The sequence below is a fragment of the Heyndrickxia sp. NPDC080065 genome (genome assembly GCF_050281185.1).
GTDB lineage: Bacteria > Bacillota > Bacilli > Bacillales > Bacillaceae_C > Heyndrickxia.
On the sequence record NZ_JBNNWS010000009.1, the window covers coordinates 224012 to 244675 of the forward strand.

The 20664-nt window shown below is 36.0% G+C and carries 19 protein-coding genes; 13 read left to right on the forward strand and 6 right to left on the reverse strand.

Translation table 11 applies throughout. The features are described 5' to 3' along the window. Positions 1 to 174 precede the first annotated feature (174 nt). The 8 genes from ACQKP0_RS13030 to prpB all read left to right on the forward strand — a co-directional run bounded on the left by ACQKP0_RS13030 (position 175) and on the right by prpB (position 9761). On the forward strand, positions 175 to 1638 hold the full coding sequence (locus tag ACQKP0_RS13030; RefSeq protein WP_427406280.1) for a protein adenylyltransferase SelO: 1464 nt from the start codon (positions 175 to 177) through the stop codon (positions 1636 to 1638). Between the two features lie 255 nt (positions 1639 to 1893). Continuing rightward, entirely contained in the window at positions 1894 to 3525 is a 1632-nt protein-coding gene (locus ACQKP0_RS13035) for an ATP-binding protein (RefSeq protein WP_427406281.1), read from the forward strand. Continuing rightward, a complete protein-coding gene (locus ACQKP0_RS13040; RefSeq protein WP_427406282.1) occupies positions 3497 to 4174 on the forward strand; it encodes a response regulator in 678 nt (225 codons plus the stop codon). The genes ACQKP0_RS13035 and ACQKP0_RS13040 overlap by 29 nt, the downstream gene beginning before the upstream one ends. A gap of 151 nt (positions 4175 to 4325) precedes the next feature. After that, positions 4326 to 5330: a tripartite tricarboxylate transporter substrate binding protein gene (locus tag ACQKP0_RS13045; protein WP_427406283.1), complete on the forward strand. Its 1005-nt coding sequence runs from the start codon at positions 4326 to 4328 to the stop codon at positions 5328 to 5330. A 60-nt stretch (positions 5331 to 5390) separates the two neighbouring features. Continuing rightward, positions 5391 to 5834 (forward strand): tripartite tricarboxylate transporter TctB family protein, encoded by a 444-nt coding sequence (locus tag ACQKP0_RS13050; RefSeq protein WP_427406284.1) that lies wholly within the window; start codon positions 5391 to 5393, stop codon positions 5832 to 5834. A 16-nt stretch (positions 5835 to 5850) separates the two neighbouring features. Then, positions 5851 to 7356 (forward strand): tripartite tricarboxylate transporter permease, encoded by a 1506-nt coding sequence (locus ACQKP0_RS13055; protein ID WP_427406285.1) that lies wholly within the window; start codon positions 5851 to 5853, stop codon positions 7354 to 7356. A 35-nt stretch (positions 7357 to 7391) separates the two neighbouring features. After that, positions 7392 to 8822, forward strand: a complete 1431-nt coding sequence (locus ACQKP0_RS13060) for a bifunctional 2-methylcitrate dehydratase/aconitate hydratase (RefSeq protein ID WP_427406286.1) — start codon at positions 7392 to 7394, stop codon at positions 8820 to 8822. Between the two features lie 33 nt (positions 8823 to 8855). Beyond that, positions 8856 to 9761, forward strand: a complete 906-nt coding sequence (gene prpB, locus ACQKP0_RS13065; RefSeq protein ID WP_427406287.1) for a methylisocitrate lyase — start codon at positions 8856 to 8858, stop codon at positions 9759 to 9761. Between the two features lie 243 nt (positions 9762 to 10004). Here the strand turns inward: prpB and ACQKP0_RS13070 are convergent, their stop codons facing one another. From ACQKP0_RS13070 to ACQKP0_RS13085, 4 genes are all read right to left on the reverse strand, one after another. Further along, entirely contained in the window at positions 10005 to 10436 is a 432-nt protein-coding gene (locus ACQKP0_RS13070) for a GNAT family N-acetyltransferase (protein WP_427406288.1), read from the reverse strand. 228 nt (positions 10437 to 10664) lie between these two features. Further along, entirely contained in the window at positions 10665 to 11723 is a 1059-nt protein-coding gene (locus ACQKP0_RS13075) for a serine hydrolase domain-containing protein (protein WP_427406289.1), read from the reverse strand. Positions 11724 to 11980: 257 nt separating this feature from the next. Continuing rightward, positions 11981 to 12619 carry an O-methyltransferase gene (locus tag ACQKP0_RS13080; protein WP_427406308.1) on the reverse strand — a complete coding sequence of 213 codons (639 nt, stop codon included), beginning with the start codon at positions 12617 to 12619 and terminating at the stop codon, positions 11981 to 11983. 334 nt (positions 12620 to 12953) lie between these two features. Then, positions 12954 to 13661: a DinB family protein gene (locus ACQKP0_RS13085; protein WP_427406290.1), complete on the reverse strand. Its 708-nt coding sequence runs from the start codon at positions 13659 to 13661 to the stop codon at positions 12954 to 12956. 188 nt (positions 13662 to 13849) lie between these two features. Here ACQKP0_RS13085 and ACQKP0_RS13090 point away from each other — a divergent pair, with 188 nt between their 5' ends. Further along, positions 13850 to 14914 (forward strand): ABC transporter permease, encoded by a 1065-nt coding sequence (locus ACQKP0_RS13090; RefSeq protein WP_427406291.1) that lies wholly within the window; start codon positions 13850 to 13852, stop codon positions 14912 to 14914. A gap of 17 nt (positions 14915 to 14931) precedes the next feature. Beyond that, positions 14932 to 15633, forward strand: a complete 702-nt coding sequence (locus ACQKP0_RS13095) for an ABC transporter ATP-binding protein (protein ID WP_427406309.1) — start codon at positions 14932 to 14934, stop codon at positions 15631 to 15633. A 104-nt stretch (positions 15634 to 15737) separates the two neighbouring features. Here ACQKP0_RS13095 and ACQKP0_RS13100 read toward each other — a convergent pair whose 3' ends face one another. Both ACQKP0_RS13100 and ACQKP0_RS13105 read right to left on the reverse strand, forming a co-directional pair. Next, positions 15738 to 16256 carry a GrpB family protein gene (locus ACQKP0_RS13100; protein WP_427406292.1) on the reverse strand — a complete coding sequence of 173 codons (519 nt, stop codon included), beginning with the start codon at positions 16254 to 16256 and terminating at the stop codon, positions 15738 to 15740. A gap of 120 nt (positions 16257 to 16376) precedes the next feature. After that, a complete protein-coding gene (locus tag ACQKP0_RS13105; protein WP_427406293.1) occupies positions 16377 to 17528 on the reverse strand; it encodes an MFS transporter in 1152 nt (383 codons plus the stop codon). A 154-nt stretch (positions 17529 to 17682) separates the two neighbouring features. Here ACQKP0_RS13105 and ACQKP0_RS13110 point away from each other — a divergent pair, with 154 nt between their 5' ends. The 3 genes from ACQKP0_RS13110 (at position 17683) to ACQKP0_RS13120 (ending at position 20523) form a co-directional block, all read left to right on the forward strand. Further along, a complete protein-coding gene (locus tag ACQKP0_RS13110; protein WP_427406294.1) occupies positions 17683 to 18522 on the forward strand; it encodes a LysR family transcriptional regulator in 840 nt (279 codons plus the stop codon). A gap of 85 nt (positions 18523 to 18607) precedes the next feature. Then, positions 18608 to 19324, forward strand: a complete 717-nt coding sequence (locus ACQKP0_RS13115; RefSeq protein ID WP_427406295.1) for an AraC family transcriptional regulator — start codon at positions 18608 to 18610, stop codon at positions 19322 to 19324. 332 nt (positions 19325 to 19656) lie between these two features. Next, complete coding sequence (locus tag ACQKP0_RS13120) at positions 19657 to 20523, forward strand: DMT family transporter (RefSeq protein WP_427406296.1); 867 nt, start codon at positions 19657 to 19659, stop codon at positions 20521 to 20523. The last annotated feature ends 141 nt before the right edge of the window (positions 20524 to 20664 follow it).

Genomic DNA, 20664 nt, shown 5'->3' on the forward strand with positions numbered 1-20664 from the left:
ACACAAGATGCCGTTTCAGTTAATAATATGTAGGGGAAGGGTTGTTAGTTAAAATTATTATGAATTAGTAGAATAAAATGGGATTGTATGGTTTTGTATTAGATGTAGATAACTAAAATAAAATGTTTATTGATTTTTGTTTTATAATATAAAGAAAAAAGAAAAGGAGAAATTATGACAAAGAGTAATGAAACAGGGTGGAACTTTGACAATAGTTATGCTCGTCTGCCGAAATCGTTTTTTGCCAGCGTTAACCCAACTCCTGTATGCTCACCGAAGTTAATCATTCTTAATAATCAATTGGCAGCATCGATCGGTCTGAATGCTCAGTCTCTGCAAAGCGTAGATAGTGTAGCGGTGCTTGCTGGAAATAAGATACCCGAAGGAGCTTCGCCTCTTGCTCAAGCTTATGCGGGGCATCAATTTGGTCATTTTAATAGGTTAGGGGACGGCCGAGCTGTGCTGCTGGGCGAACAGATTTCTCCACAAGGTGAGAGGTTTGATATTCAGCTTAAAGGTCCAGGCAGAACGCCTTACTCTCGCGGAGGGGATGGTCGAGCGGCTCTCGGGCCAATGTTACGTGAATACATCATTAGTGAAGCGATGCATGCCCTTAGGATTCCCACCACCCGTAGTCTAGCAGTAGTGACAACTGGCGAGTCAATACTCCGTGAAACCGAGCTGCCTGGTGCAATTTTGACCCGTGTGGCAGCAAGTCATCTGCGCGTCGGTACCTTTCAATATGTGGCACAATGGGGAACAGTTGAGGAATTGCGGATCTTGGCTGACTACACAATAGAGCGTCATTATCCAGAGATAAAAGCTGATGAAAATCGATATCTTTCGTTACTTCGGGAAGTAATCAAGCGTCAAGCAGAGCTTATTGCCAAATGGCAATTGGTTGGCTTTATTCACGGGGTGATGAATACCGATAATATGACTATTAGTGGAGAAACCATCGATTATGGCCCGTGCGCTTTTATGGACGCATACGACCCAGCTACCGTATTTAGTTCCATCGATGTTCAAGGCCGCTATTCCTACGGGAATCAGCCGTATATGGCTGGGTGGAATCTTGCGAGATTTGCTGAATCTTTAATACCGCTGTTAGATGATAATGCGGAACGGGCTGTAGAAATAGCACAGAAACAAATTTCAGAATACAATCATTTGTATCACTCCCATTGGCTTGCGGGTATGAGAGCAAAGCTTGGGATATTTAACGAAGAAAAAGAGGATGAAGTCCTTATTAATAGCCTCCTCAAGGTGATGAGGGAGCATCGGGCGGACTATACCAATACTTTCCGTACGTTAACTTCTGAAAAACTGGATGATATAGACCTATTTGGAACCCAAGAATTCGCTCAGTGGCATAAGCTTTGGCTTACGAGATTAGATAGACAGCAGGAATCGAAAAGCTCCTCTCAAGAGTTGATGCAAAACAGCAATCCTGCGGTAATCCCACGGAACCACCGAGTAGAAGAGGCGCTAGAAGCAGCAGTGGAACATGGAGACCTAAGCGTGATGGAAAAGCTTTTGAATGTGCTTGCTAACCCTTACGTACACTCCGACGAACATGCTGAGTATTCCACAGTGCCTACGTCAACAATTCCGTACCGAACCTTTTGTGGTACTTGATATAGAATACTTAAGAGAAATTAGGAAGGTTTTTTCAGTTTTCTCAATTAAATTATAGTTTTTTATAATACTGCTGCCCTTTATAGTGGCAGCATTATTTTTTGCTGGAAATATTAAAGAATTAGATTGTGTGTAATTAGTTAATTTCAGTTATCATTAAATAGAATTTTTAGAATTATGAAACATAAAGATAGAATCTTATCTCCCTACGATTTACAATAATAAATAAACATTTTTTGAGAAGTAGGGGATAGGATGAGTAAAAGTATTTCTGTATCGCTTCAAACAAAAATAGTCACTTTAATTACGACACTTTTATTATTTGTAATCCTCATTTTGACTGTATTTTACGGATATATTGAATCGGATAATACGGAGAAGCATATAGGACAGCTGGCTAAGCAGGTAGCGACCACAATTTCATTAATGCCATCCGTTAAGGATGCGTTTACATTAGAAAATCCCTCAACCGTCATTCAACCAATTACAAAAAAGATTTCTGAAGAGGTTGGAGCGGAATTTATTGTGGTGGGAAATACGGACAGTATACGGTATTCCCACCCAGACGAAAAAAAGATTGGCAAAAAAATGGTCGGTGGAGATAATGATCTGGCATTAAAAAAAGGTAAGTACTATATTTCGGAAGCGGTGGGCTCGTTAGGACCATCTATTAGGGGGAAAGCACCTATCTTTAATGATAATGGAGAAATTATTGGGATTGTTTCAGTAGGATTTTTGGAAGCAGTTGTTAATAGAGTAATAGGAAAAAGATTATTTAAAATATGTATGATTTCTCTAGCTGTCTTATTACTAGGGATTTTGGGCGGTGTCCTGTTAGCGCGAAATATCCGAAAGGACATTCTTGGCTTAGAACCTCATGAAATTGCCTCCTTATATCGAGAAAGGAGTGCCATTTTACAAACGGTTAAAGAAGGAATTGTTGCTGTAGATGCAAAGGGATACATAACGATGATGAATGGTTCTGCTCGAAGGATTCTAGACATAGAAAATGAATCATTGCATATTCCGATTGAAGCCATTGTACCAAATACCAAAATGCATAGGGTACTAGAAACGGGAATCCAAGAAAATGATAAAGAAATGGTCTTGAATGAGAAAAATGTGATTGTCAATCGGATTCCGATTATGAATAAAGATAAAATTGTCGGTGTTGTAGCGAGTTTTCGTGATAAAACGGAAATCAAGGCAATGCTAGATACCCTCACAGAGGTTAGGAAGTATTCAGAGGATTTAAGGGCGCAAACACATGAATTTGCGAATAAGCTCTATGTTCTGTCTGGAATGCTTCAGTTAAAACAATTTGATGAAGCTTTATCTTTTATTCAATCCGAAGCTGCCATTCATAAGAATCAAAATCAAATATTGTTCCAACAGATTGTTGATCATAAGATTCAAGCTATTCTCATTGGAAAAATGGGAAAAGCCTCAGAAATGAAAGTGAAATTTACGATTGATCAATCGAGTGAATTACAACCATTGCCAACACGAATTGGTCTTTCCCAATTAATATCTATTCTTGGAAATATCATTGATAATGCCTTTGAGGCGGTTTCAAATAGCATGAAAAAAGAGATCACCTTTTTTGCAACAGATGTAGGAAATGATATTGTATTTGAAATTGTCGATACTGGATGTGGAATTAGAGTTGAAGCTATGAATCAAATTTTTCAAAAAGGATATACAACAAAAACAGGAAAAAAACGAGGATATGGATTGAGTATAGTAAAAGAAGTAGTAGATGAACTACATGGAACGATCGAAATACAAGAGAAAAAGTGCGGCGGAACAATATTTTCAATTTTTATACCTAAGCATAATAAATATGAGGAGGATCTACATGATCAATGTAATCATTTCAGAAGATGACTTTAGAGTGGCATCGATCCATGAGCAGTTTCTAAATAAAATAGAGGATGTTTGTGTCGTTGGAAAAGCATTAAATGGAGAGCAAACCCTTATCTTACTTAAAAATAATCAAGTTGATTTAGTGATATTAGATATTTTTATGCCTGACCAATTAGGAACAGATCTATTATATGAAATTCGCAAAGATTACCCACATGTAGATGTGATCATTATATCTGCGGCATCAGAAAAAATGTATGTCGAAGCATCTATAAGGCAAGGTGCCATTGATTATATTATTAAGCCTGCAACGATGGAAAGATTTCGTCAATCAATTGAAAGCTATAAAAGAAAACACCAATTATTCTCTGATTCTGAAGAATTAAATCAAGATATAATCGATACATATTTTGGTTTAACAGCTGAACGAACTAATTTAAACAAAAATTTACCGAAAGGAATCGATCCCTTAACATTGCAAAAAGTTAAAGTAATTTTAAAAGCTTTGCCAAATGGTGTATCTGCAGAAGAATTGGGTGAAAAAATGGGGGCATCCAGACCAACTGCTCGCCGGTATTTAGAGTATTTAATATCGATTGGTGAAGGAAATGCCGAATTAGAATACGGAATTGTTGGAAGACCTGAAAGAAAATATCGATTATCCAAATAATAAATTTATTTATACTTATTTTCCCATTGATTGTGAACATTATGAACGAAATGTTCACAATTTTTTTATTTTTAATTTATTTTGTAAACGGTTACAAACTACTCATTCTTTAATATTATTTTTTTAAGCTTTGAAGGGGGAGATTAGAAAAATGAGAAAAAGAATTATGTTTGTTGTTACATTAGCAATTTTTATGGTTCTTACATCTGCTTGTTCAAGTAATACTTCATCCTCAAATGGAGGAAAGGACTGGAAGCCGGAAAAAACAATTGAAATTGTCGCTCCTAGTGGTGCTGGAGGGGGATGGGATACGACTGCTAGAATGGCCGCGAAAGTTTTAGGTGAGGAGAAAATTATTGATCAAAAAATGGGAGTTGTTAATAAAACCGGCGGAGGGGGAGCTGTTGGTTGGGCGTACATCCATTCAAAAAAGGGAAGTCCTTATAACTTATTTGTCACTTCACCTCCGATGCTGCTTGTACCATTAAATGGTCAATCAGAATATGATTACAAAGATTTTACACCAATTGCCAATTTGATTGCTGATTATGCAGCATTTGCCGTAAGAGCAGATTCCAAATGGAATAGTTTAAATGACCTATTTGATGATATGAAGAAAGATCCATCAAGTATAACGGTGATAGGTGCTTCTTCTCCTGGCAGCATGGATCATATTCAATTTGTAAAAATTGCGAAAGCTGCTGGAGTAGATATTACGAAGATTAAGTATGTATCTGACCAAGATGGTGGAGCATTAACTTCCTTATTAAATGGGAATGCACAAGTTTTTTCAGCAGGAGTGGCTGAGACTGCTGAACAGGTTAAGGCAGGGAAGATCAAAGTATTAGGAATTACTTCAGAACAAAGGCTTGAAGGGGATGTCATTTCGGATTTCCCAACAGCGAAGGAACAAGGAATTGACGCCACTTTCGTTAACTGGAGAGGAATTTTTGGACCTTCAGATATGGACAAAGCTGCTATAAGCTATTATGAGAAAAAATTTAAAGAGTTAAGTGATTCTTCTCCATGGGCAGAAATTAGGAAAAAATACGGCTGGGATGAGAAATATATGGGCAGCGACGACTATCAAAAGTTTTTGGAAGAAGAAAACAAAAGTATGAAGGAATTATTAGACGAACTTGGTCTAGCAAAATAGTAAATTTACATGGGCCGATGTGTTTTTCATCGGCTCATTCTATCAAAGGTGGTGCTCTTCATGTTAAACACAAAAAACAAAAAGGTTTCACTTGTTTTAATTGTGGTATCTGTCATTTATTTAATTCTTAGTTTTCGATTGCCTTCTTATGCATATGTGCCAGTTGATTCTGATGTCGTTCCGATTGCATTAGGGTTTATTTTATTGGTATTATCGATCGGTTTATTTTTTATTAAGGATTCTGGGAAAATAGCCAAAGTAAGCAAAGAGGACTTAGTTCCTATTCTAGTCGTGATAGGCTTTATTCTGTTTTATATTCTTTTTCTGGAATTGCTTGGATTTATTATTGTAACAGCGCTTTTTATCTTTTTTTGCTCATGGTATCTCGGATATAAACATTTTTTATCGAATAGCATCGTTTCGCTCGTTCTGCCAATAGCTATTTATTTATTATTTACAGCATTTTTGCAAGTTCAACTACCAAGTGGAATTTTGCCTTTTTAGAAAGGAGCAATGAATCATGTTTGAAGGAATTCTATCAGGACTCCAAGTTGTTTTCAGTTTTCAAGGAATCCTGTTTGTCTTAATCGGAGTTATCGTCGGGACGGTTATTGGCATGATACCTGGTCTAGGTCCTATTACAGCTATTGCGGTTATGATTCCGATTACTTATGGAATGTCACCGGCCCTGGCTTTATTATTAATGGCTGGAGTTTATTATGGTGCGGCATATGGTGGGGCTGCCTCCTCGATCCTATTAAATGCACCGGGTACCTCTGAAGCAGTAGCTACGAGCTTTGACGGTTATCCGATGGCCAAGCAGGGGAAGGCTGGAAAGGCATTAGCGATTGCTGCGATATCGTCCTTTATTGGAGGAACGATCAGTGTTATATTGCTTACCCTTTTAGCACCGACCCTTGCAAATGTTGCTATTTCATTTGGACCACCTGCTTATTTTGCTTTAATGCTGATGGGATTAACAGCTGTGTCAAGTTTAGCTGAAGGGTCAACGATAAAGGCATTAATCTCAGCTACCATTGGGTTTATGATTGCAACAGTTGGGATTGATGCTCAAACCGGTACACCAAGGTTCACATTCGGCAGTGCACACCTATTAGAAGGGATTGATTTCCTCGTCATTGCGCTTGGGCTGTTTGCACTGGCAGAAGTGTGTTCATTAATTATTACTCGAAAGGAAAAAGGTGCTAATACGAATAAAATTGGTAGTTTGCGGTTATCAAAAAAAGAATTTCGAGAAATGTCTACGACAGCAGGGAAACAATCATTACTAGGCTTCCTCATTGGAGTTTTACCAGGAGCAGGAGGGACCATCGCCTCTTTGCTTGCGTATGTTTCAGAAAAAAAGATGAGTAAGAACCCTGAACAATTTGGAAAAGGGGCAGTGAAAGGGATTGCTGCACCCGAATCAGCTAACAATGCTGCCTCTGGCGGGGCATTTGTTCCATTGCTCAGTTTAGGTATACCTGGTTCAGGAACAACGGCCGTCATGTTAGGAGCATTAATGGTATTAGGAGTACAGCCAGGACCATTGCTAATTGGTGATCACCCGGATGTGTTTTGGGGAGTAATTATTAGTATGTATATCGGGAATATATTTCTTTTAATATTGAATTTACCATTAATCCCGTATATATCTAAAATCTTAAAAGTTCCTCGTCCTATGCTTACTCCTTTAGTGATTGTATTTTGCTTAATCGGGGTCTATGGAGTCAGTTTTAATACTTTTGATATGTTTTTATTATTGCTGTTTGGATTAATTGGATATGTCATGAGATTACTCAATTTTCCTGCCGCACCATTACTATTAGCATTTATTTTAGGTGGAATGATGGAACAGTCATTCCGACAATCCTTAACGATATCTAATGGAAGTCTGGCCATCTTTTTTACCAATCCAATTTCCTGTGTGCTCCTAATCATTGCATTTTTAGTATTTCTATTGCCGATTTTTAAATCGCTGAAAAAGAAAAAGAAAGATAACTATTCTCCACAGCAAAGTGCTTAATTGATGGAATGTCTTAGTAGGAAGGAATGTTGACAATGAAGCAATTAAAATCAGTAGAGGCAAAAAACGTTGATCCGATTATTGAGACCATTGCTGACTATGTTTTAAATAAGGAAATTACAAGTGAATTAGCTTTAGAGACAGCTAGATATGTCTTAATGGATACGCTTGGATGTGGATTTTTAGCATTAAGATATCCTGAATGTACGAAACATCTTGGCCCGATTGTTTCCGGAACCATCGTGCCAAATGGAAGTCGTGTACCAGGAACTCAATTCGAATTGGACCCCGTTCACGGGGCCTTCAATATCGGGTGTATGATCAGATGGCTTGATTATAATGATACATGGTTAGCTGCTGAGTGGGGACACCCTTCAGATAATATCGGGGGTATATTAGCAGCAGCAGATTATCTTTGTCGAAGTCAGAATCAAGCTTTAAAGATGAAAGATGTACTGGTAGCAATCGTCAAGGCTCACGAAATACAAGGGGTATTGGCATTAACGAACAGTTTAAATCGTCAAGGACTAGATCATGTCTTATTTGTAAAAGTCGCAACAACGGCTGTTGTAACGGGAATGCTTGGTGGAACAAAGGAAGAAATTATGAACGCCGTTTCTAATGCTTGGATTGACAATTCCAGCCTGCGTACATATCGTCATTTTCCGAATACAGGGTCAAGGAAATCATGGGCTGCTGGGGATGCCACGAGTAGAGGAGTCCGTTTAGCCATAATGGCCTTAAAGGGAGAAATGGGTTATTCAACCGCACTATCTGCTCTTAAATGGGGATTTCAGGATGTGTTGTTTGGCGGCAAGGAAATTACACTAAGCCGCCAACTCGATTCTTATGTTATTGAGAATATATTGTTTAAAATCTCTTACCCTGCAGAATTTCATGCTCAAACAGCTGCTGAATGTGCGGTTCAATTGCATCCAATCGTGACCGAGCGTCTTGAGGATATCGATAAAATTGTGATTGACACTCAAGAATCGGCGGTTCGAATTTTAGATAAAAAAGGACCACTACATAATCCTCCTGATCGTGATCATTGTCTTCAATATATTACGGCAATTGGGCTCATATATGGGACGATCAATGCCGATCACTATGAGGACGATGTGGCTCAGGATCAGCGAATCGATCGTTTACGAGAAAGAATGGAGATTATTGAAAATAAACAATACAGTATCGATTATTTAAATCCAGATCTTCGTTCCATCGCTAATGCTGTTCAAATTTATTTTAAAGATGGAACTACTAGTGACAAAATCGAATGTCACTATCCAATTGGACATCCTTTCCGCAGGGATGAAGGTATACCATTGCTTGTGAAGAAATTTCAAGCCAACTTAGAAACACGCTTTCCTGAAAAACAAGTTCAAGAAATAATGAGGGTATGTATGGATTCTGCTGTTTTAAATGAATGCCATGTGGATGATTTTATGAGTAAATTGATGATCTAATTAATGTATTCAGCGTCGAAAGAAGGGATATTTATGTCTTGGATAATAGATAAAGAGTCAAGCCAGGAAGAGCTCGCTGAACAATTTAGGAAAAAAATGTTTGAACCTTCTATTTTGCAAATACCTGGTGCCTATGATGGGTTAAGTGCTCTTATTGCAAAAAATGTAGGATTTGAGGTGCTATATTTATCAGGGGCAGCATATACCGCCAGCAGAGGTCTTCCTGACTTGGGAATGATTCACTCTGAGGAAATAGCTTTACGTGCAAAAGATATTATTCGTGCTGCTAATATGCCTCTTCTTGTTGATATAGATACTGGATTTGGAGGAATTTTAAATACTGCTCGTACAGCAAGAGAAATGGTAGAATCAAAGGTTGCAGCCGTTCAAATTGAAGACCAGGAATTACCCAAAAAATGCGGTCATCTGAATGGAAAGAAATTAGTTAGTACTGAGGAAATGATTCAAAAGATTAGAATCATCAGAGAAGTGGCTCCATCTTTAGTAATCATTGCTCGAAGTGATGCAGCATCTGTTGAGGGCGTTGATCATCTAGTTGAGAGAGCAAACGCTTATATTGAAGCGGGAGCTGATGCCATATTCCCAGAAGCATTAACAACTGTAGAGGAGTTTGCTAAGGTGAGAGATTCCCTCCATGTTCCATTAATAGCAAATATGACGGAGTTCGGCAAAACCCCTTACTACACCGCTGAGGAATTCGAACATTTCGGCTACAATATGGTCATATATCCAGTAACATCTCTTAGGGTCGCCGCCAAAGCGATTGAGCAAGTATTTACAAATATATTAACAGATGGAACTCAAAAAAAATCAGTAGACGCCATGCAAACAAGGAAAGAGCTTTATAGCACGATACAATATTTCGAATTCGAAAAGCTAGATAATAAAATTGCACAAACCATCCTTCCTAAGGATTAGAAGCATGCTCTTTGTGTGAAAGAAGGCACAGCTTGTTAGTTGTGCCTTTATTGTTTATAAAAAAGTTTATCATTTTGGAGTAAGTTATGTTGGACATAAGTCCTCGTAAGCTCAAGATAACTCTTTAATTAAATTTTTCAAATTAGTTTTTGTTTCTAAAAAGTTATCTCTTTCTTTGATACTATCTTTAAACAGACTCTGATTTACTCCAATCTATTTTATAAAAATTGGTACAGCAATATTCTAATTAGCACTTAAATCCTTTTTTAAATAGTAGTGCTGATAATCTCTTCCAACATTATCTAGAGTTCCAAACAATTGATAACCGTGTTTTTTATAAAAGTCCAATGCTTGGAAGCTTAAAGTATCCACCTTTATAAAGTCACATTTATTATCTAAAGCTATCCTATCTATTTCCAATAGAAGCTTGGTTCCATATCCCTCTTTTCGTATATCTTCATCAACTATAAGAGTATGAATCTCTAACCAATTCCAACAAATTTCTCCTAATAAACCGCCTTTAACATTGTTTTTTTCATCTTTAAGAAATAAATGAATTTCTTGGTATCTTCCTCTTAAATCTTCTGGAAAATGTGCTAAATTGTACTTGAATAATTGATTATTAATGTGGCTTTTGTGGTCATTATTTAATTCTCTTATGATGTTTATGTTCAATATTAATTGCTCCTTCTACTGTTTATTTACTTATTCTTCAGCATGCTGTCAAATTCCTTTTTCATCTTTTTTCATCTAATCTACGCCTTTGCTTTAATAAGAAAAAAAGTAAAGAGAGTTTCAACACTAAAGAAATAAGACATAGTGTGAAACTCTCTGACTAAATACGTAATTTATATAATTTTTCAGCCGCATTAGCTAATTTCATTTGAATCGTTGTAATCTTTGTTAGTAATTCGGTGGTATAGATTTCTTGTTATCTGATTCTCTTTCTAAACAACTCATTACAGTATCTCCAAATGTTCTTACATCATGTAAATAATCATATCCATCAGGTGATCCAAAACTATTAAACATTCTAACCGCAACTAGATTTTCCTGTGGAATCACTAGTAAGGTAACACCTGTATAGCCAAGTATCTGGTAAGAACCTTTAGGTACTTTTTCACCTATCTCTGTTCTCTTAGAAGATGAACCTTTTGCAAACCATAGAAAACCGTTTTGTGGAAGATTTTTATCTAAACTTGGTGGGCTTTGAATCGAAGTAGCCATTTGTATAATTTCCTTTGGAACAACCTGTTTGCCATTAATGTTCCCTTCTTTTAGATGTAAATAGCCCCAAAAAGCTAGTTCACGTGCTGAAATATACATATTCATTTTGTCGCCTTCTGTGCTTTTACTTGTATTCCAATTTGAATCCCCACTATTACAAAAAATTACATCAACCAGCTTTTCATTTTTTTTAGCATACCAGTCCGACTCAGTAAAACCTAGTGGAGTGAAGACTTGCTCATGTACAATATCAGAAATTGTTTTTTTAGTAGTTCGTTTAACAATTTCAGTTAATGCATTTATTCCAACTTGTCTATATGTCCAATTTTCTCCAACAGGATATTCCCGAATTACCGTACCATCTTTTTGACTAAGACCGTGTGTATGTGTTAATAAATGTCTAATTGTTGTGTTCTTCCAAACTTTCTCATCTCGTTCCGGCAGATATTTTAATACCAAGTCATCTATACTTTGAATGTAACCATTGAAGACAGCATACGCCACAGCAAATCCAATATAACTTTTTCTTACGGATGCTACATGGAACTGAGTATCTTCTTGGACAACCCTAGCATCAACATTATTAGATTGTTTTCCTATATACTCTTCTAATACAATTGAATCATTATGAATGACAAAAATAGAACCTCCAGAGCAGCCTACTTGGTTGAATGTGTTTAAAACGTGATCTAAAATCGGGGAAAAATGTTCTTTCCTATTAAATTTAAGAAACAAAGTAATACCTCCAGATGAATAATGTTTATTTGTTTAACTACTTCTATAAATCTGGTTATTTTCCCTGTTAATTATGTATTGTTTAATCATTCTTAAACTATCTTGGAACTTTAGTAAAAGGCGCTCCTGTATTTATAGAAACGCCATCGTAAGTTTAAGTTTATGAGTTTATCAAAGAAACCATGTACTGTCCTTTTTTCCTCGTGATGCGATTGTAAATTTTTTAGAAGGAGATTAATTTTACCTGATGTCTTCTTTTATTTCTTCACTTTTGAAATGGTCATGCCATCGCCGATTGGAATAAGCAGGGATTCTAATTGAGGATGATTGGCCACAGTTTCATTGAATTTTTTCATTATTTCAGTATGCCGTTTAGGTGTAGCATTCTGGTCTGCAACACTACCACCCGCAAGTACGTTATCAGTAACTATTAAGGCACCGGGTACTGCCAGTTTAATACAATATCTTAGGTAATTTTCATAATTTTCTTTGTCAGCATCGATAAAGAAAAAATCAAATTGTTTATTGTCGTTAACTAGTTTTTCAAGGCTTTGCAGAGCCGGCCCGGTAATATATGATACTTGATTGCCAAAACCAGCTTTAGATAAATTACTATGTGCTAGCTTTGCGTAATTCTCCATTAATTCAAGGGAAGTTAATTTTCCTTCACTACCGAATCCTCTAGCAAGGCAAATCCCGCTATTGCCCCCAAGAGCTCCTATTTCCAGAATGTTTTTAGCCCCTGAAATTGATATAAGCATGGTTAAAAGTTTTCCAGAGGACGGAGATACTGATATGGAGGGCATTCCGTTTTCTTTAATGGACGAAATGACTTCCTCCAGAAGAGCATCATTATTATGAAATACTGAATCGATATAACTGTTAATTAGTTTCATATTATTCAATTCCTTTCTCATTGTTTAAAGAGTCTTTATTAGCTAATAAAGGAATTTCCTCTATTTCTAATCTTTCTTCTTACCTCTTTCTATACCTCTTTCCTTAATTATTCCTTTTATATCCTTTGTTTCTCATTAGAAAAAATTCTTGTATACAATTGTATACGTGAATTTTATATTTAAATCGTATACAATTGTATACGGTAAGTCAATAGAAAAAAACTTCTTGAATTCATTTTCTCTTTTTGCTCAATAAAAAGCTTTAACAAAAAAGTGCATTAATCCCTCTTGGGTTAACGCACCGGCTGGCTAATAACTTTTTGATTCAAGCCCATCATTTGATTGAATTCTTCATCTGCTTATAAATTTTGTTCTTTATGCGTATACATTTATTCAAGTGTAAAAAATTGTGCCTTGTTGCAGGCATTAGAATTAGTCCGGCAATGCTTTTTTTGCTCCAGTATTCTGCTAACCACTTAGCATTTTGCGTAATAGCATTTTCATCAAACAGTCGTTTGATTTGGTTTTGTTCAACCTTTTTCTTAAATTGTCCAAGTTCCAAGGAAGATACGACTTTTTGTGTTTGCCTGCTAACAGCTTCTCTATAAGCTAATAATGAGTCAAAATCAATTCTAGAACTTAGTTCGGCAATGTCCTCTTCGCTCATGTCATTACCAGAGTGGGAAAATTCAATATTCATTTTTTCTAGCCACTTTCCTGTAAAAAGAACTTGTTGTTCATCAGCAACTAAAATATTCATGGTCATATCTTCAATTCTGGCAATATGCCATAAGTGCCATGCAATCGAGTTTTGTGTATCAGGGTTCGTTACTGGGTACTCTCTAAATGTTTTTTCATCCAAATTAATCAACAATTTATCTGCAAGTGTCAGCTTCCCTGTATTCTCAATAGCGGAAGAGTACAGCAAGGCATGTTGAGAAAGAAATAATTGAATAGCTCGAGAATGTTCGTCGGGTTTTAAGATGATTTCTTTTAGTAACTTATGGTTTTCATTCCAAACCTTTCGTTGATTTAAATCCATTGAAATCGATCGCTCCTATTTTGTGATAAGTAATACTTCGAGATAGTTGTTTTTAATTCCTTTGCGCAATTTGAACAATTTAGAGATAACAGATTGCCCATTTACCAATTGTAATCTATTGTTCATACAGCGTTCATATTTCCTCCTTATGATTAGAGCATAAATAGAAACAAGGAGGAATGGGCTTCATGTTTTTAGCACTTAAAGAATTAAAGCAATCAAAATTACGATACGGATTGATCGGTACAATTATGATTTTATTATCATTCCTTGTACTTATAATATCAGGCCTAGCAAATGGTTTATCTCATGATAATGCTTCTTCTATTATTGAAATGAAAGCAGAGAAATTTGTATTATCCGGTGATGCCGAAGGAAAATTATTACGTTCTCAAATAAAGAAAAAAGATGTTGATAAGGTATTGGCACAAGTAGACGAAAAAGATGCTGTTCCAATGCATATTAAGATGTCAACATTCGAAAAAAAAGGAAGTTCAAAGAAAGTGGATATTGCTATTTTTTCAAGTAGACAACATTCATTTATTGCTCCAAAAGTTATTGAAGGAAAAACAAGTGATTTAAAAGACAATGAAATGATTGCTGATGAGTCCATTAAAGAAAAAGGGATAGCTCTTGGTGATGAAATTGTAGACCCTGTTTTCAATAAAGTATTTAAAATCGTTGGTTTTACGCAAAATCAAATGTTTAGTCATACACCAGTTGTTTTTATAAATGAAAATGTATGGGGAAGTATTGCACTGCCACATGAAAAAAATTACAGTGTGATCGCCTTAAATACTGATAAAAAAATCAACAATGCAAAAGTTGTTGATAAAAAAGAAGTATTGCAAAGTATTCCAGGATATAAAGAAGAACAAGGAACATTAACAATGATTATTGCGTTCTTACTTGTTATTGCTGCCTTATTAATTGGTGTTTTCTTTTATGTTATTACCTTACAAAAGACGCAGCAATTAGGAGTATTAAAAGCAATTGGAACGAAAAATTCTTATTTAGCAAATAATTTAGTTGTTCAGGCTTTATTCTTATCTGGTGTTGCATTGGTAATCGGTATTGGTTTAATCTTTGCTGTTCAAGCTATTTTGCCAGCTAGTATGCCGTTTTTATTAACAACAACTATGGTCGTACAATATGCAGGTATTTTTATCGTGATTAGTTTGGTGGGAACACTAATTTCTCTATATCAAGTATTAAAAGTAGATGCATTAGAAGCAATCGGAGGTGGCATGTAATGACAATGACGATGACAATGTCAAAAGAATTGAAGGAAAGTCGTGCGACGTCTTTATTAAAGCTTGAACAAGTAAGTAAGGTATATGGAGAAGGAGATACGGCAGTAACCGCTTTACACCCAATTACGTTAGATGTAACAGAAGGAGAATTTATTGGGATTGTTGGTCCATCTGGGTCAGGAAAAAGTACGTTACTTTCCATTGCAGGTGCACTTTTATCACCCTCCAAAGGAAATATCTATGTTTCTGGTCAAAACATAACAAGCTTATCAGAAAAAGAAATGACAGATATTCGTTTGAAGCGGATTGGATTTATATTTCAATTTGCAAATCTCGTACCGTTCTTAACAGTTAAAGAACAACTCATATATATAGCAAAGTTAAAAGGTGAAAATAAAAAGGAAGCAAATAAATATGCAAGTGACTTGCTGAAAACATTCGGATTATCTCATCGAATCAATCACTATCCGAGACAACTTTCCGGCGGTGAAAAACAACGTGTAGCAATTGCTCGTGCTTTTATGAATAATCCAGATTTAATTTTAGCCGATGAGCCTACTGCAAGTCTGGATTCGAAACGTGCTAGAGAAGTAGTCGAAATGATGAAGCATGAGGTAAAGAAAAGCCGAAAAGCAGCCATTATGATTACCCATGATGAAAAAATGCTAGATGTATGTGATCGGATTTTAACACTTCGAGACGGAAAATTACTAAGTTAATGTGGAATCTATTAAAAATGAAACCTAGATTACCTTCTTGTACCTTATTGAATAAGGTGCAAGAAGGTTTTTTTCATTAATATTGGCTTCTTTCATTGAAACTATTAACGGACAGTCCAGTGCCATTTAATCGCTTCTTTTTCAACACTTTTGACAAAAGCGTCCTTCCCATCTCCATATCCATCAATATCATTTGGATACTTTTCAGCAAGTTTGCTTTTTAAATCCCCATACTCCTTGCAAACATCTGGATGTTCACGAAGGTAATCTCTGAATGCTAAGTGTCTTTCAATTTCTTCTATGTTGTTATATTGAAAAGCATGAATTTGGTGGGTACGATTATCTCCACCTTTACGGAAATACCTTCTTCCAGTAATCCCGAATTCCCCCATAACCTCATAGCCAAGATCTTGAAATTGTTTGGAGAACGAGTCCAGCTTATGAATATCATTGACTACAAGTAAAATATCAATGATTGGTTTTGCTCTAAGACCAGGAACTGATGTACTGCCAATATGAAAACTATTCACCCATTCTTCTTGAAGGATTGACTTAATGGACTGTTCTTCTTTTTCATATCCGATTTTCCAATTTTGATCATAATCGACAACTTTAATATTCAATAGACACACCCCATTTCACACATATTTTTTTCCATTAAACCATCGTATAAATAAGTGTTAGGATTGTCAATTAATTGTATTAATTTTTAGAATAAATCAGTTGCATCAACTAAATTTCTATCATTTATTAAAGTTCCTATTCGTTGTATAAATGATAATTAGCTGCACTAGAAAGGCTACAAGTATAAGTGAACCAGCAGCGAAGGGGAGTTGTGATGGCTTTAAACCCAAATAGAGAGCAAACCCTCCAACCGCTGAGCCCACTGCACTGCCTAAATAATTTGCCGAGCTGTTTAATGCAACAGCTGCTTCACCATGGTTTGGCTGTGAGTGTAGCAAGGCAAGTTGTTGGGGTGCTTGCGAAGCCCATCCCATCGCTCCCCATAGAAAAATAGGTAAAAACATTAAAATAGGAAATCTAAGAGTAAATGGTAAACTAAGCATAGCTAATGACAATATCACTAGAATACCAGCTAAAAGAATGGCAGGACGTCTCGTTCGATCAATGAGAGTGCCGATTGAAAAGCTTCCTACAATTCCACCAATTCCCCATGCCCAAAAATATGGTGTGATATGATTGACTCCTTTAACATTTTGTAAAATTGAAGCGATATACGTATAAAGACCTAGACTAGCAATGCTAGCTAAAAAAGTAATACTAATAATGGCTAGCACATGCTTATTTGTCATCATTACTAATCGTTGTCTTAGTGATGGCGGAGCTTTCGTAGAAAAGTTAGGAAATGATATAGCCACCCCTATCATGCCAATAAAACCAATTAGTGCGACTGACCAAAAAGTTCCCTGCCAGCCTGTATATTTAGCGATCATTAAACCGAGGGGAACCCCAACAACAGTCCCCATACTCATCCCTCCTAGGATCAAACCGAGAGCGCGACCGCGTTTTTGTTCGGAAACAAGGGATGATGCGGCAACAGAGGCTAATGGAGAAAAAAGCCCAGCTCCTATTCCTGCTATTCCACGTGTGATTAGTAACAAAGGAAAATTAGGAACGAGTGCACTTGCTCCATTAGCTATCGAAAATATTGCTAGCGCAATAACTAGTATTTTTCGAATAGATTTGCCAGCTAACAATGCTGCAAAGATTGGGGCTGCTAATGCATAGCAAAGAGTGAATACACTCACTACTTGTCCTGCTTGTGAATCATTTATGTTAAAAGCTTCGCTAATTTCAGGCAGCAAGCCTGCGATAACATAAGCATCAAACCCAAGAGCAAACATGCCTATCGTAAGAAGTAGAACATTCTTCATCATAATCCTCCTTTTATTAATATGCTTATAACTTTATGTTATGATAATGAGAAGGTCTAACTAGTAAATAAAGTATCAAATATAAATGGATTTCGGAATAATCATTGTTTTATATGGATATAACAAATCGTTATGACGAAGGAGAATGAAAGGTATGAATATAGAGTGGTTAAATAGCTTTGTAGAAGCAGCAAGGTTTAAAAGCTTTTCTAAAGCCTCAAAAGCGATTAATTTATCCCAGCCAGCTCTAAGTAAGCATATTCGCAATCTGGAAAATGAGCTAGATGTCACTTTGTTTTTTCGTACGTCTACGGGGATTGAACTTACTGAAGCAGGGGAACGTTTCTATTCTCGAATTGTACCTGTTATCTCTGAATTTACTGCAATTCGTCAAGAATTACGTCAATTTTGCCATAATCATCCGATCGCGATAGGAAGTCTTCCGAGTATAGCCACCTACTATTTGCCATCGAAAACCCAAGCTCTACAAGAATTAAATCGTCCCCATACTTTAATGATTCAGAATACATCTGGGGAGCTCATTGACTCTTTACTAGAAGGAAGGCTGGAAGCGGTCTTTGTTGACACGCAGTATACAGAAGAAACATTGTGGAGTAGTGAATTATTTACAGAATCGTATTATGCGGTATTTCCCATAAATCATCGCTTTCGATCAAAAAAAGCAGTGAAGCTGGAAGAACTATGCGAGGAATCACTCATTGTGCATCAAGCTCCATGTGATTCGAGAAAGCACATTATTTCACAAATGGAATTGCTTGGACACAAGCCTAACATTATCAATGAGGTTGCTTTTGGAGATTTTATCTACGGATATGTGATGTCTGGGATGGGAATAACCATTGTACCTGAGATTGTCGCTAAGAATATAAGTCATCTTCAACTTTCTTGCTTACCAATTATTGATTTTATGAGATCTATATCATTAACGACAAAGAGCAGCAAGCTTGGAGTACAGTTATCTAAGTTATTGTAGCGGTTAATTAAATATTTTGATTTGAAATAAAAGAATTTGTAAGCTATAAAGAGTGTGAAATTTTTAGGGGATGGAGGAATAGAAAATGGAAAAGATTAAAGATCTAGTGGCAGAAAGAAGAACTTATAGTAATACTCAAGATACTCATTCTCATAGTTATGCACAGTTAATTTTGCCTCTCCAAGGACAACTTTTTATTAATGCAGGAGCACAAGAACTTCTAGTGGATCATGAAACATTATTTTTTCTTCCTCCGAAGTGTGCCCATACGTTTCATTCAGTTGTGCGGAATGAGTTTTTGATTTTAGATATTCCTCATTTTATGCTTACCAGAAATGTGTTAGGTAATAGGGGATATTCATGGAAATTAAATAATCAATGGAAAGGTATTCGATATCTAATCCTAAATGAGATCAATCAAAAACATAGAAATCAAACTGCGCTTAAGGAACTATATCCATATATATCATTTTATTTACTTCAAGACCAACAACCTAGATCAATTAGTTATATTCATGAACATTATAATGAAAAAATCTCATTACAAAAATTAGCATCACTAGAACATTATAATCGTTCATATTATTCGGATTGGTTTTTAAAACAAACAGGAAAATCCCCTTCAACATATATTCAGGAAGTACGTTTGAATAAAGCAAAAGAATTGCTTCTTAATACAGATTTACCTATTTTACACATTGCCATTCAAGTTGGATTTGAACATCAATCCTCCTTAACGCGTTTGTTCCAAAAATATGAGGGAATATCCCCTAGACAATTCCGAGAAAAAACAGGATTTTAGAAAAATACTCCCTATAAATCGGTAAAAACGGAATAATTAAATCCATTACAATCATGTTAAACCGATAAAGGGAGTGATTTTGATGTCAATGGATGCCATTATCATGATGATTTTTAGCATCATTTGTATCTTGGGGTGATTTAGGTTATTTCGTTTTTCGGGTGCTACGAAGAGTCGTTCGAATAAATGATATTTGGATAAAAGCTTCTGATTTTTAGTCAAAATCTATCATTCCAAGTATGTAAAATTAAATATGGATATCCAATACTTCTGATAACTGTGATTATGTTTTGTCACAGTTTTTTTATTAAAACATATTAAGGAGCAAAATGATGAAAACAGTATTGGGTTTATTTTTTACACTTTTATGGTCATCTGCAGCGATAGCCACAAAGTTAGGATTACACTCTACTACTCCTCTAGTATTGGCTACCAGCAGATTTCTGATTGCTGGAGGGTTGCTATTTTGTTTTATTTACTTGTTTCATAAAAAATATCCTTGGCCAAAATCACAGGAATGGCGGTCACTAATTGTTTTAGGGCTATTAAACACAACCATTTATTTAGGTGCAACCTTTTGGGCGCTGAATTATGTATCGGCAGGCCTATTTAATTTGTTTGTTACGACTAATCCATTTGTGGTTGCTATTCTGTCTAGTATATGGTTAATACGTAAGGTTTCATTAAAGGAATGGATAGGAATGATTGTTGCAGCTTTAGGATTAGTAATTGCAATTTGGCCATCTTTTACAAGCGATGAGGTTACTTTATATGGACTGGTTATTTTAGGAATAGGAATGGTAGCGATGGCGGTTGGAAGTGTCTATTTTAATAAAGTTAATTTAAAGCTGCCGAGTATTGTTATTAATACATGGCAAGTGTCAATAGGTGGTGTGGTGTTAATCCCAATCACCTTTATTCTTGAAAGAGAAAATACCTTTTTAATATTAGATCATCATTTATTTTTATCATTAGTCTGGCTTGTATTCGTTATTTCTATTGGAACCATGTTGCTTTGGTTTTACCTTTTAAAACAGGATGCGGTAAGGGCAAACAATTGGTTATTTATGACACCAATTTTTGGATATGTATTAGCTTCTATTTTTTTAAATGAATCTATTACTATATTGAATATGACAGCAACGGTGTTTGTAGTCACTGGATTACTCGTTTCGGGTAATATAGCAATACGAAAGTAATAGAAATCAGGTAAATGCATTTGGAGTATTTCCATTTTACAGATTTCCCGAACGTGAAAGCCCACTACGGTGCATTAGCACCCCCTTTAGGGGTGGGATGAGAGTGAGGTCGGATACGGAGTGCCACTAAAAACCGAATGG